Origin of the sequence: Nocardia sp. NPDC004604, assembly GCF_040609795.1 — a bacterium.
Classification (GTDB): Bacteria; Actinomycetota; Actinomycetes; order Mycobacteriales; family Mycobacteriaceae; genus Nocardia.
In genome coordinates this window covers 19,059-31,228 of sequence record NZ_JBEXLC010000107.1, presented here as the reverse complement: position 1 = coordinate 31,228, position 12,170 = coordinate 19,059, and the positions used below count along the sequence as shown (strand labels likewise).

The window sequence follows — 12,170 nt, the reverse complement described above, 5'->3', positions numbered from 1 at the left end:
ACTCTACACAGCACCCGATATCAGCACCTACACACCACCATTACCCAGCGTGGGAAGCACCTGAGCCACGCGCTGACGAGAGTTCTCGGACGCTCGCTAAGGCGAAGGTGTCCGTCGCAGAGCAAGCCGTGCGGGATGTTTCGCCGAGTGAGCGCCCCGACGTCATCCGCGCACTGACGCCGCTTCTGGTGTCTCGCAGGATCAACAGCAGGTCTAATCGACCCTAAAACCCGTACAGGACCGGGCAACCGCATAACGTGGTGACCCTCCCCTGGGTACCTATCCGGCTTATATGCCCAGGTGAGCCCTGGTTTCCGCACTCGGACCCGCACATACCCAGCGGCACAGCCGGACTCAGACCCAGGGACGCAGCACACACACAGCAACTCAGGCCCAGATACCCAGTGCCACAACCCAAGTGCCTACTTACCCACCTGCACCCCCTAGCCCGGTGCCTGCCCCGGTCGGGTACCCCTCCCACACCCCGAACCCCACCGCCTACTTGAGCTAGCCACCCACCTTGTTGCGGCAAAATCGGGTCATGGTTGATCCGGTATGGGCTGGTGTAATCGGTGGCGCGATCGGCAGTGGCGCGACCACAATTATCGCGCTGGCCACCCCGTTCATTGGGTGGTCGGTCGAGTCCAGGAAGCTTCGCCAACAAGACGTGACCGCGCGGACGACTGCACAACGACAGCGCCGACGCGAGCTAGTGAGAGAGTGGCGCGAGGGAATGTACGAGTCCCACACCGAGTTGTATCAGCGTCGAACCGCAACCTCGAACGCGAACGGGCCGTTACCGGACCTCACGGGGCGACCATGGTTCGAATCGTTGCGCCCGCACCTCAAGCTCGAGGATGCCAAGCTAACCGAGATCGCCGAGGGATTCGGTTACGCCGACAACGTGAAGACGCTTGCGATGGAAGTTGCCCGGATCGAGCGGGACGAGTGGAAGTTGATCTAGCTCATTCAGCCCGTGCCCGCCTCGAGCATCGGCTACTGCCTCGGTGGTACGACGACCTCTAACACCCCGGCCGAAACCGAGGGCTATCGACTTGATTACCCGTACACGATGGCAGGGGTAACCATGGTGGTCCATCGACTCGCATACCCGTACACAACGTCAGCGGCCATCGAGGAAGACAAGCCGTACACGATGGCCAGGATGTTCGTCTACCAACGGTTTTCGAGCATCGGGCCGAGGGCGTGCCCGCCGACAAGGTGTAGATGCAGGTGGTAGACCTCCTGACCGCCGTGGCGGTTACAGTTCGCGATCAGCCGGTATCCCTTCTCGGCAATGCCTTCCTGGGCCGCTATCTTCGCTGCGACGGTCAGCATCCGGCCGAGCGCCGGTTCGTGCTCGGGCCGGGCATCGTTCAGCGTCGGGATCAGTTCGTTCGGGACGATCAGCACATGCGTAGGTGCCTGCGGGCGGATGTCCCGGAAGGCAGTCACCAGATCGTCTTGGTAGACGATGTCGGCAGGAGCCTCGTGCCGGACGATCCTCAGAAACGTAGTATCCACGGCGCTACACACTAGAGCCTCTACCAGGGATTTTCGAATGTACGAAGCATGAAGCTTGACACCTCGAACACCCTGCTGGCCTCCGCCCGCCCAGCAATGATGTCGGCAAAGATCGTGTACGGATTCACGCCGAAACCCTAACCCTCCCAGCACCAGCACTCGGATCGGAAAGGGGCCGTCCATCCCACGATGGCCGCTGCTTGTAGCGCCCGAGACCGTGGCCCCGAGCACTGGCCGCGCGGCACCCGCGCTCTTCATAAACCCACCCGCCAGGATCGCCCAGCCAGCCCGAAAGCCATGGCCCCGCGCCGAGGACCGCTCCAGTGCCCAGTTGTGGCAGCGCCGAGGCCCGCAAGGCGCAGGGGACGCCGCACTGGCCGAGTACTCCGGGGCCTCGAGGTGTGCCTGATCAACCACGTAATGCATGGCTCCGACGCCGATCCCGGTGACCGCCCGTCGCATCCGCCGGGCCGAGGCGCTCGTCGTGGCCGCCGAACTCGACGGCTCACGATCCGCCCGTCGTATTCGATCAGCGCATCCGATTGGGACGCCAACACCCGGATTCCGCGTGAACCCGGCTCGGCAAACAGAGCAGTTGAGCGTTCTCCGAGGCTAGAGGATCGGGGACGGCGTGTAGCGGGCGGCTTCGGGGTACTGATCGACCAGCTTGTGCACCGCCGCCACCACGTCGGAAACCTGCGCTTCGGCGGCACCGATAAAGGCGGACTTATCGGCCAGGGCGGCATCCAATTCCGCGCGGTCCAAGGGAAAGCGGGAGTCGGCGGCGAGACGGTCCAGCAGATCCGGTTCACGGCCCTGTTCGCGCATGGCGAGCGCGACGGCCACCGCATGTTCCTTGATGACCTCGTGGGCGGTTTCGCGGCCGACGCCAGCGCGGACCGCGGCCATCAGCATGCGGGTGGTGGCGAGGAACGGCAGGTAGCGGTCGAGTTCGCGGGAGACGACGGCGGGGTAGGCGCCGAATTCGGCGAGCACGGTGAGGAAGGTTTCCATCATGCCGTCGATGGCGAAGAAGGCGTCCGGGAGCGCGACGCGGCGCACGACCGAACAGAAGACATCGCCCTCATTCCATTGCGCGCCAGCCAATTCGGCGGCCATCGACGCGTAACCGCGCAGCACCACCTGCAGACCGTTGACACGCTCGCAGGAGCGGGTGTTCATCTTGTGCGGCATGGCCGAGCTGCCGACCTGGCCGGGCTGGAAGCCCTCGGTCACCAGTTCATGGCCCGCCATCAGGCGGATGGTGTGCGCGAACGACGACGGACCCGCGCCGACCTGCACCAGGGCCGAAAGGACGTCGTGGTCCAGCGAGCGCGGATACACCTGGCCGACGCTGGTCAGCACATCGGCGAAACCGAGATGCCGCGCGACCTGCTGCTCCAGCGTCGCCAACTTGGCCGGATCGCCGCCGAGCAGGTCGAGCATGTCCTGTGCGGTGCCCATCGGGCCCTTGATGCCGCGCAGCGGGTAGCGGTCGATGAGTTCGCGCAGCCGGGTCAATGCGATCAGCAGTTCGTCGGCGGCGGAGGCGAACCGCTTGCCGAGCGTGGTGGCCTGCGCGGCGACATTGTGCGAACGACCCGCCATCACCAGCGTCTGGTATTCGGCGGCCCGCTGCGCCAACCGGGCCACGATCGCGACACTGTGCGCGTGCACATGTTCGAGCGAGAGCCGGATCTGCAGCTGCTCCACATTCTCGGTGAGATCGCGGCTGGTCATGCCCTTGTGCACATGCTCGTGTCCGGCGAGTGCGTTGAATTCCTCGATGCGCGCCTTCACATCGTGGCGGGTGACCCGCTCGCGCTCGGCGATCGAGGCGAGATCGACCTGGTCGATGACCCGCTCGTAGTCATCGATGACGCCGGCGGGCAGCTCGATGCCGAGTTCGGACTGCGCCCGCAACACCTCCAGCCACAGGCGCCGCTCGAGCGCGATCTTGTGCTCGGGCGACCAGAGATGCACCAACTCGGGGCTGGCATACCGGGTGGCAAGAACGTTAGGGACGAGGCTCACGTCTGGTCAGTCTAGTGACCTGAACCTGTCGATCTGCTGCGGCGTCGCGGGCGCGACGATATCGATGACCTCCAGCAACGCACCGCGCGCCATTCGCCTTGGCTCCGGGTCCATTTCGCTCAGCGCCGCGACCACGGCCCCGTCGACCACCGCCACCATCCTGCGCAACTGCTCCGACCGCACCGCCCGATCGGAGCGGCGCAGCACATCGGCGAGCAATTCGTCGAGTTGCGCCCTTAGTCGTAGCTGGACTTCCCGCAGTTCCGGGTGCCGGGCCGAGGCCACCGAACGCTCGTAGCGCGCGATCAGCTGTCCGCGCGCGCCCTCGTCGTGGCCATCCGGCCCCACCAGTAGGTCGAGCACCAGATCGACGGTCGCCTCGGCACCGCGGCGGCGATGACTCACCTCGCCGACCCGGCGGCGCATCGCGTCCAGTTCCGTATGGCCGCTGAACTCGACCGCCCGGGCTATCAGATCATCGAGCGATTCGAAATAGTACGTCGTCGACGCCAGCGGAAGGTCGGCGCGCGTCGCGACCGAGCGATGCCGCACCGCATCGAATCCGCCTTCGAGTAGCAACTCTGCGGCAGCCGCTACCAAAGCCTGGCGACGCCGTTCGCCTTTCGGGGTCGTCGCGGTTATCACCGTGCCATCGTGCCAGTCATCATCAGTTCATCCGTGCGAAATCAGAGAGAGGAAACCAGAGAGTGAAAACCCAGCATCGTTGTTCTACCGTATCTGTGCCTGTTAGGTGAGCAACTATGCAAACTCTTTGGCGGACAGCACGATCAACCACGCAGATAGTGACCGAGCCGAACGAGTGCGGCCTCGATATCCGCGGTGGCACCGGCGAAGGAGAAGCGCACGGTTCGGTGTCCGGCCACGGTGTCGAAGTCGACGCCGGGCGCCAGCGCGACCCCGGTGTGGTCGAGTACCTCGGCACACCACTTGCGCGAATCGTCGGTGAGATGGCCGATATCGGCGTAGGCGTAGAAGGCGCCGTCGGCCGGGGCCAGGTCGGTGATACCGAGTTTCGGCAGGCCATCGAGCAGCAGTTGCCGATTGACGGCATAGCGGCGGACATGGCCGTCCAGTTCTTCCTTGGCCTCGGCGCCGAATGCGTGCAGCGCCGCGTACTGCGAGACCGCGGGCGGACATACGGTCATATTGGACGCGAGCCGTTGCAGTGCGGGCCGCAATCCGCTCGGCGCCAGCATCCAGCCCAGCCGCCAGCCGGTCATCGAGAAGTATTTGGAGACCGATCCGATGACCACCGACGTGCGCGAGGTCTCCCAGGCCGATGAGGTCCGCCCCACGCTGACGCCCTGGTAGGTGATGCCGTGATAGATCTCATCGGAGATCAGCAGGGTGTTGTGCGCATCGCACCAGCGGGCCAGCGCGGCGAGTTCATCCGGGTCGATCATGGTGCCGGTCGGATTGGCCGGGCTGGCCACGATCAGTCCCGCTGGCGGCTCCGGCAACGCCTCGAGCATGGCCACGGTGGGCTGGAATCGGGTTTCGGCACCGCAATCGAGTTCGATGACGTGGCAGCCGAGCGCGGCCAGGGTGTTGCGGTAGGCCGGATATCCCGGCCGGGCCACCACGACGGTATCCCCGGCGTCGAATGCGGCCAGGAAGATCAGGGTGAACGCGCCGGAGGATCCGGTCGTCACCACCACATCGTCGGGGTCGACGGCGTATCCGTAGGTATCGCGGTGGTGTTCGGCGATTGCCTCGCGCAGCGGCAGAATGCCGAAAGTCTCTGTGTAACCGAGCAGTTCGGATTCGATCGCCAGCTTTGTCGCACGCAGCACCGGGGCGGGCGCCGGCGTGGACGGCTGCCCGGCCGCCAGCACCAGCACGTCGCCATGGGTCCTGGCCCGTTCCGCGGCAGCCTTCCAGACATCCATCACGTAGAAAGGTGGAATGGTCGACCGGCGAGATTCTCTGGACACCCGACGTACGGTAGACGGTCCCGTTTCTCGCCGGTTCGCCGATCCTCGGGTTTTGTGCTATCGGGCAAAAATGCGACCGGCCGCGCGGTTCGACATGTGCCGACCGCGTCGCGCGGGTTATGGTCTGCGCTAATGCTCGACGAGGCGCGCCGCGCGCGGCTGGATCGAATACCGGGGGTGGGTGGCATCGGTGTCATACCGCCCGATTGGCGTGCCAACCTGCGGGAACGGCGCGATTCCGAACTGCGCGCACTGCCCGGACGGGCGCGCGAGGTGCTCGGTGAGTGCAAGGACGGTCTGTTCTGGCTACGCCGACAACCGGCACCCGACCTACGCGCGCTATGGGAGGCACGGCCCCAGCCGGACTATCGCGCGCTCCTGCGCAAACACCGGATCCTGATCGCCGGTGTCACTGCCACCGCCATCTTCGTAGCGGCCGATTCCGCATTCACCTGGCGCGTCACCGATCGCACGCCCGGCCCGGATGAGGCGCAGCGCGTCGCCTTCGCCTATCCGCAGCAGATGCAGTCCACACCGCCGTCGGTGAAGCGCTATCTGAACGCCATCGCCAACGGCGAACGCATCCGCGAGCAGGAGGTGGTCGCGACCGCGGCCCGCGCCACCCTGGAACGCGCCAAGGCCGAGGCCGCGGCGGCGGCCTCCGGGGAGTACCAGCCGTGGATGGCGGGCAGCGCGCCGGCCACCGCCGGTTCGGTGCTGCCCGGCCTCACCGGCATGGTGCTGCCGACGCGCGGCGTCTTCACCTCGGGTTTCGGTTCACGCTGGGGCACCTTCCACAACGGCATAGATATCGCGGGCCCGATCGGAACCCCGATCTACGCCGTCGCCAATGGCACCGTCATCGACGCGGGCCCTGCGCAAGGCTTCGGGCTCTGGGTGCGCATTCGCCACGATGACGGCAGCATCACCGTCTACGGCCATATGTACGACTTCTTCGTATCCGTCGGCGAACGCGTGCCAGCGGGTATGCAGATCGCCCGCATGGGCAACCGCGGCGATTCCACGGGTCCGCATCTGCATTTCGAGGTCATCGTCAACGGGCAGCATGTGGACCCACAGCAGTGGTTGGCAGCGCACGGACTCGGCTTCGGCTGAGCTGAGCCGATCAGACAGAAATGCGGTCCTCGACGGCGGCCAGGCCGATGTCGGTGCGGAAGTGGCTGCCCGGCAGCTTGATCGAGGCGATCCGGTCGTAGACATTGGCGCGGGCCTCGGCCAGATCCGCACCGGTGCCGACGATGCTCAGCACCCGACCGCCCGCCGAGACCAGGGCTCCGTCCTCGCGCAGTGCGGTGCCCGCATGCAGCACCGCGGACGTGTCGTCGGCGGTCCCCTCGCCCGCTCCGGTGATCACATCGCCGACACGGGGCCGACCCGGGTAGTTCTCGGCGGCGATTACGACCGTGACGGCCGCGCCGTCGTGCCAACGCGGTGCGGCCATCTCGGCCAGGGTGCCGGTGGCGGTGGCATTCAGCAATTCGCCGAGCGGACTCTCCAGCAGTGCGAGCACGGCCTGGGTCTCCGGATCGCCGAAGCGGCAATTGAATTCGACGACGGCGGGTCCGGCCGCACCGATCGCCAGACCCGCATACAGCAGACCCGAAAAGCCACAGCCCCGCCGCACCAGTTCTGCGGCGACGGGCTTGACGACATCCTCGACGATCGCGGTGACCGTCGACTCGGGCAACCACGGCAGCGGCGTGTACGCGCCCATACCGCCGGTATTCGGCCCGGTATCGCCGTCGCCGACGCGCTTGTGATCCTGCGCGGGCAGCAGCGGCACCACCGTTTCGCCGTCCACCAGGCAGAACAGCGAAACCTCCGGGCCGTCCAGGAAGGATTCCAACAGCACCGGATGGCCCTGCTCGAGCAGTTCGGCACCGTGATCGCGGGCCGCGTGGCGGTCGGCGGTGACGACCACACCCTTGCCCGCGGCGAGCCCGTCGTCCTTGACCACCCAGGTGGGACCGAAGCGATCGAGTGCGGCGTCGAGTTCGGCCGGATTGTCCACGATCTCACTGTGCGCGGTGCGGACCCCGGCGGCGGTCATCACGTCCTTGGCGAAGGCCTTCGAACCCTCGATGCGGGCGGCCGCGGCCGACGGACCGAAACAGGCGATGCCCGCGGCCCGCACCGCATCGGCAACACCGAGCACCAGCGGCACCTCGGGCCCGATCACCACCAGCTCCGCGTCCAGCTCGGTGGCCAGGGCGACAACCGCCTCGGCCGAGCAGGGATCGACCGGCCTGACCTGCGCGTGCTGGGCGATCCCGGCATTGCCCGGCGCAGCGAACAGCGCGGTCACCGCGGGGTCCCGGCGCAGGGCCAGGACGAGGGCATGTTCACGGGCTCCGGAACCGATGACGAGTACGCGCACGGGCAACAGCTTAGGTTGTCGCCAACCATGGCTTTCCCGCCTCCCCGGAACTTTTGCCGGTCGTTGGATACGTCGTAACTTCGGCCGCGCCGTCCCGGCTCGTTCTCGGGGCGGCCGAGCAGTTGCCCAGGTGTTCACGAAATCAGTCGTCACGTTGACGGCCATCAGGGAGTGTGAGGTGGATCATTGATGAGAGGGGGGCTGCACCAGCCGACTCCACCGCGCAAAGGATGTGCTGACGATGGGTCTGATCGATGGACTGATGGGCAATGCCGGGCGGATTGATCCCGGTAGGGCGCAAGAGGAATACGCGAGGCTGATGGGCAACGCCGAACAGGTCTATGCCGCGTATCTGCTTGTCCGCGACGCGATTCTGTTCACCAACCGCCGTCTCATCCTGGTCGACAAGCAGGGTGTCACCGGCCGCAAGGTCAGCTACCACAGCATTCCCTACCGGGCGATCACGCATTTCTCGGTGGAAACCGCCGGCACCTTCGATCTGGATGCCGAGCTCTGCATCTGGATCTCCGGTACGCACGAGCCGGTGCAGAAGCGGTTCAACCGCCAGGTCGACATCTACGAGGTGCAGAGCATCCTTTCGCACTACGTCGCCTGACCTGCCGACGCGAAAGTCCTAGGCCGATACGGTCGTTCGGGTCACCACCGGCCGTACCCGGGTCAGCAGCAGCTCGAGGAATTGCTCGGGCTGCCAGAACGCCGCGAAGTGGTTGGCCTCGGAGATCAGGGCGAACTCCTTGTGCGGGGCCTGGACATCGTCGAAATAGCGGCGTGCCCTGGCCGCGGGCATCAGGCTGTCGTATTCGCCCTGAAAGATGAAAAACGGCAACTCGAATCGGGTGCCCTCGCGCCAGGCGTCGAAGTGCACGGATTCGACCCCGATCCGCTCGGAGAATTTCATACCGTCCGCGCCCGCCTTCAGATCGCGCAGCCGGTGCTGCGGCGAGAACCACATCGACGGCATGATCAGCTTCTTCAGGACCTCGCTGAGCATGGGGTCGGAGCTGGTCGCCAGTTTCGCGTACAGGCCCCACTGTTCGGCGGTCCATCGGGTGGCATCCGAACCCATCTGCTCCAGTTTCGCTGCAGCAGAACCCTTTCCGGCGTCTCGCAAACGCCGCACCACGGCGCAGAATGCGCTGTCGTCGCGCTCGCCGCCGGTGATGTTCTGGTCGGTGCCCACATAGGCCGAGTACAGCTCCGGATGATTGCGCGCCAGGCGAAGTCCGAGCACCGATCCGAATGAATTGGCCAACAGCACCACCTTGTCCTGGTGCAGGCGCTCGCGCGCATACCGGGTGACCTCGAGCGCATCGGCGAAGAGCCGGTCGAAGCTCACCTCCCCCTGCGCACCGCGTCCGAAAGTCTTTCCCGCGCCGCGCATATCCCAGCGCACGATCGTGAAATGCCGCTCCCAGGCCCGGGTCCGGTTGGCGAAGCAGGTGTTCGTCGCGCCGGGGCCGCCGTGCAGTTCCAGCAGCACCGGATTGGCCAGGTCCTCGCCGCGGATCTCGATCCACTGCTCGATGCCGCCGATGGTGACGAAGCCGGATTCGGCGATGCCGTTCGGGGTGTCGATTCGCAGTGCGTGCGCGTTGGCGCGGCGCCGCAGCTGGCGGTGGGCGAGCAGACCCACGGGTGCGGCGGAGACGGCGGTGGCGGCGAGCGCGATGGTGAGCATGTCATTCCTAAACTGTGTCCGCTGGAAACTAATACGTGTACCTTAGACACAGTTTCAGATCGGCGTCAACACCACCCCGAACAGCGACCCGAGTAGCCTCCGGTGCATGCCTTCCGTTTTCAGCGCGATCATCGCGGGCCAGCTGCCGGGTCGATTCGTCTGGGAGGACGACGAATTCGTCGCATTCCTCACCATCGCCCCGGTCACCCAGGGCCACACCCTCGTGGTTCCCCGCAAGGAAATCGACCAGTGGCAGGACATCGACCCCGACACGTTCGCCCGCCTCAACGGTGTCGCACAGAAGATCGGTCAGGCCGTTCGCGAGGCCTGGGACGCGCCGCGCGCAGGCCTGCTCATCGCCGGTCTCGAAGTCCCCCACCTGCACGTCCACGTTTTCCCGGCCTTCACCATGGGCAACTTCGACATCTCCGGCGCCCAGCACAACCCCACCCCGGAATCCCTCGACGAGGCCCAAACCAAGATCAAAAAAGCCCTCCGCGAACTCGGCTACGGAGCCAACGTCCCCGACTGAGCACAGTCGAACCGAAAGGGGCCGTCGAACGCGGCCCTATTCCGGTGCGGCAGTTGCGCGTTCGATCCAATCGGCATAGCTGTCGACGCACCATTCGACCGGGGTCGCCGTGACCTCCGGGCTTTCCCACGGATGCAACTCGCACACTCGGGCGGCGAGACGGTCGCGCGCCGTCACCGACGTCTTGAAGCTCACGCGCCATTCCCGGCCCTCACCCAGCTCGCCGAGATGCCAGAACACGGATAGGGCCGGGCCGGTGACCTCGGCACCCGCGGCAAGTCGTTCCTCGACCACCGCCCTCGCGATGGCTCTCGCGTCATCCTCGGTCGGGGTCGTGGTCGTAACCGACCACACTCTCGCCACTGCCATGCGGCCACAGTAGGCGGGCTCCGATGTGCAGCGTGAAGTACGAGCTACAGCAACGGGCGCGCCGTAAGTGGCACGCCCGTAGTCGAGCCCCCTGTCAGGATTGAACTGACGACCTTTCGCTTACAAGGCGAGTGCTCTACCACTGAGCTAAGGAGGCGGACGGTGTCTGACTCTGCAAAACGGTGCCAATCATAACTGGGCACGCCAGCTGCGTGACACCGGCTTACGGTGTCACGCAGTGACGGTTCAGCATTCGGCCCCGGCGCAGTATCGAATACCGCAGATCAGGACTGGGCGCCCTGTCGGGCCGCGTCATCGGCGGCCATCGCGTCACGCAGGCTCTTCGGACGCATGTCGGTCCAGTTCTTCTCGACGTACTCGACACACGCGGCGCGGCTGTCCTCACCGAAAACAACTCGCCATCCGGCCGGAACCTCCGCAAAGGCGGGCCACAGCGAATGCTGTTCCTCATCGTTGACCAGAACGAAGAAGCGGCCGTCTTCGTCATCGAAGGGGTTGGTGCTCATTTCACCTCACTGGATACTGGCGCATGTACGGGATAACCCTCGGCGCATCCAAGCGCTGTTAGAGCGCCGGAAGCTCCCAGAGCGTTGTGTCGACCCTAGCAAGGCAGACGTTACGCGTAGGCGGTTACCTCAGGCCGCGAAAAATTCGAGCAGGATCTTGTTCACGGCTTCCGGACGCTCGAGATAACCATAGTGCCCCGCATCAGGAACTTCCAGATAGCGCGCACCGGGAATGGCCTCGGCAACCTCCCTGGACAGATAGGGCGGAATCATCCGATCATCGGCGAACCCGATGGCCAGGCACGGCACCTTGATACCGCGATAGGCCTGCACCCGGTCGAAATCGTGGTCCATCCGGCGCTGCGCGCGGATACCCGGCGTCACCGGACCGCCGGTGAATTCGAACAGGTCGAGCCAGTCGCGGGCAGCGTTCGGATCGGCCATGGTCGCGGGCGACATGTTCATCACCGCGGTCACCGCGGCCTCGTACTTCGCGGGCAACTGGACCCCGCTGGCATCGAGTTCGTGCTCACCGAGCGAGAGCGTCTTCTGGAACTGGTCGAGACGGCCGTGCGCGGCCATGAATACCGCCTTGCGCACCAGCTCCGGACGCGCAAGCGCGAGTTCCTGGGCCACCCGCGCGCCCATCGAGGTGCCGACCAGCAGCGCGGGGCCCTCGTCGAGCAGTTCGATGAGTCCGGCGGTATCGCCGACCAACTGCTCGAGAGTCATGCCACCGGCCGCCTCGAAGGACGGCTTGATGCCGCGATTGTCGAACGTGCAGACCCGATATCCGGCCTTGACCAGCGCCGGAACCTGATGCAGCTCCCAAACCCGGCCCGGACTCCCGGTACCCATGATCATGACGACGAGCGGCCCACCACCCCGCACCTCCGTGCCTGCGGCCGGGTCGCCCTTGACCTGGTAGTTGAGCGAAATTCCGTTCACCGTGGCCAGCGGCATATTGTCCCTTTCGTGGAGTTGGTGCTGCGCGTCCACGGTATAGGGCCCGACTTCCGCCGCGCGGGCGACGGGCGCGAGCGGGACGTGTCCTAGGTCACCGGCATCCGGGTGCGGCGCACCCGCACCGGGTCCGGATAACATTGACTATTCGCACGTACGAGCGTACTTA

The 12,170-nt window shown here is 65.8% G+C and carries 13 protein-coding genes and 1 tRNA gene; 4 read left to right on the top strand and 10 right to left on the bottom strand.

Annotated features, from left to right (window positions below):
- The first annotated feature begins 832 nt into the window (after nucleotides 1-832).
- Nucleotides 833-964: a hypothetical protein gene (locus ABZW16_RS31115; protein ID WP_354959652.1), complete on the top strand. Its 132-nt coding sequence runs from the start codon at nucleotides 833-835 to the stop codon at nucleotides 962-964.
- A gap of 209 nt (nucleotides 965-1,173) precedes the next feature.
- Here the strand turns inward: ABZW16_RS31115 and ABZW16_RS31110 are convergent, their stop codons facing one another.
- The 4 genes from ABZW16_RS31110 to ABZW16_RS31095 form a co-directional block, all read right to left on the bottom strand.
- Entirely contained in the window at nucleotides 1,174-1,524 is a 351-nt protein-coding gene (locus ABZW16_RS31110; protein WP_354959651.1) for an HIT domain-containing protein, read from the bottom strand.
- Between the two features lie 612 nt (nucleotides 1,525-2,136).
- Nucleotides 2,137-3,558, bottom strand: coding sequence for an adenylosuccinate lyase (purB, locus tag ABZW16_RS31105; protein WP_354959650.1), 1,422 nt, complete (start codon nucleotides 3,556-3,558; stop codon nucleotides 2,137-2,139).
- A 6-nt stretch (nucleotides 3,559-3,564) separates the two neighbouring features.
- Nucleotides 3,565-4,203: a TetR family transcriptional regulator gene (locus ABZW16_RS31100; RefSeq protein ID WP_354959649.1), complete on the bottom strand. Its 639-nt coding sequence runs from the start codon at nucleotides 4,201-4,203 to the stop codon at nucleotides 3,565-3,567.
- A 143-nt stretch (nucleotides 4,204-4,346) separates the two neighbouring features.
- Entirely contained in the window at nucleotides 4,347-5,513 is a 1,167-nt protein-coding gene (locus ABZW16_RS31095; RefSeq protein WP_354959648.1) for a pyridoxal phosphate-dependent aminotransferase, read from the bottom strand.
- A gap of 132 nt (nucleotides 5,514-5,645) precedes the next feature.
- On the opposite strand from ABZW16_RS31095, the gene ABZW16_RS31090 reads away from it, so the two are divergent.
- Nucleotides 5,646-6,629, top strand: a complete 984-nt coding sequence (locus ABZW16_RS31090; protein ID WP_354959647.1) for a M23 family metallopeptidase — start codon at nucleotides 5,646-5,648, stop codon at nucleotides 6,627-6,629.
- Between the two features lie 10 nt (nucleotides 6,630-6,639).
- On the opposite strand, the gene purD is transcribed toward ABZW16_RS31090, so the two are convergent.
- Entirely contained in the window at nucleotides 6,640-7,911 is a 1,272-nt protein-coding gene (gene purD, locus ABZW16_RS31085) for a phosphoribosylamine--glycine ligase (RefSeq protein WP_354959646.1), read from the bottom strand.
- A gap of 241 nt (nucleotides 7,912-8,152) precedes the next feature.
- Between purD and ABZW16_RS31080 the strand changes: the two genes are divergently transcribed.
- Nucleotides 8,153-8,527, top strand: a complete 375-nt coding sequence (locus tag ABZW16_RS31080; protein ID WP_354959645.1) for a PH domain-containing protein — start codon at nucleotides 8,153-8,155, stop codon at nucleotides 8,525-8,527.
- Nucleotides 8,528-8,545: 18 nt separating this feature from the next.
- On the opposite strand, the gene ABZW16_RS31075 is transcribed toward ABZW16_RS31080, so the two are convergent.
- A complete protein-coding gene (locus ABZW16_RS31075) occupies nucleotides 8,546-9,610 on the bottom strand; it encodes an alpha/beta hydrolase (RefSeq protein WP_354959644.1) in 1,065 nt (354 codons plus the stop codon).
- 106 nt (nucleotides 9,611-9,716) lie between these two features.
- Here ABZW16_RS31075 and ABZW16_RS31070 point away from each other — a divergent pair, with 106 nt between their 5' ends.
- On the top strand, nucleotides 9,717-10,142 hold the full coding sequence (locus ABZW16_RS31070) for an HIT family protein (RefSeq protein ID WP_354959643.1): 426 nt from the start codon (nucleotides 9,717-9,719) through the stop codon (nucleotides 10,140-10,142).
- Between the two features lie 36 nt (nucleotides 10,143-10,178).
- Here ABZW16_RS31070 and cutA read toward each other — a convergent pair whose 3' ends face one another.
- The 4 genes from cutA to ABZW16_RS31050 form a co-directional block, all read right to left on the bottom strand.
- Nucleotides 10,179-10,511 (bottom strand): divalent-cation tolerance protein CutA, encoded by a 333-nt coding sequence (gene cutA / locus ABZW16_RS31065; protein WP_354959642.1) that lies wholly within the window; start codon nucleotides 10,509-10,511, stop codon nucleotides 10,179-10,181.
- Between the two features lie 85 nt (nucleotides 10,512-10,596).
- Nucleotides 10,597-10,668, bottom strand: a tRNA-Thr gene (locus tag ABZW16_RS31060).
- 127 nt (nucleotides 10,669-10,795) lie between these two features.
- On the bottom strand, nucleotides 10,796-11,038 hold the full coding sequence (locus tag ABZW16_RS31055) for an MbtH family protein (protein WP_011207082.1): 243 nt from the start codon (nucleotides 11,036-11,038) through the stop codon (nucleotides 10,796-10,798).
- Nucleotides 11,039-11,167: 129 nt separating this feature from the next.
- Nucleotides 11,168-12,001 (bottom strand): alpha/beta hydrolase, encoded by an 834-nt coding sequence (locus tag ABZW16_RS31050; RefSeq protein WP_354959655.1) that lies wholly within the window; start codon nucleotides 11,999-12,001, stop codon nucleotides 11,168-11,170.
- Nucleotides 12,002-12,170 lie beyond the last annotated feature (169 nt).

Bases quoted from the DNA above. Each gene is read 5' to 3' on its own strand.
- ABZW16_RS31090 (WP_354959647.1), top strand. From the start codon at position 5,646: ATGCTCGACGAGGCGCGCCGCGCGCGGCTGGATCGAATACCGGGGGTG.
- ABZW16_RS31050 (WP_354959655.1), bottom strand. From the start codon at position 12,001: ATGCCGCTGGCCACGGTGAACGGAATTTCGCTCAACTACCAGGTCAAG.
- cutA (WP_354959642.1), bottom strand. From the start codon at position 10,511: ATGGCAGTGGCGAGAGTGTGGTCGGTTACGACCACGACCCCGACCGAG.
- ABZW16_RS31075 (WP_354959644.1), bottom strand. From the start codon at position 9,610: ATGCTCACCATCGCGCTCGCCGCCACCGCCGTCTCCGCCGCACCCGTG.
- ABZW16_RS31070 (WP_354959643.1), top strand. From the start codon at position 9,717: ATGCCTTCCGTTTTCAGCGCGATCATCGCGGGCCAGCTGCCGGGTCGA.
- ABZW16_RS31055 (WP_011207082.1), bottom strand. From the start codon at position 11,038: ATGAGCACCAACCCCTTCGATGACGAAGACGGCCGCTTCTTCGTTCTG.
- ABZW16_RS31080 (WP_354959645.1), top strand. From the start codon at position 8,153: ATGGGTCTGATCGATGGACTGATGGGCAATGCCGGGCGGATTGATCCC.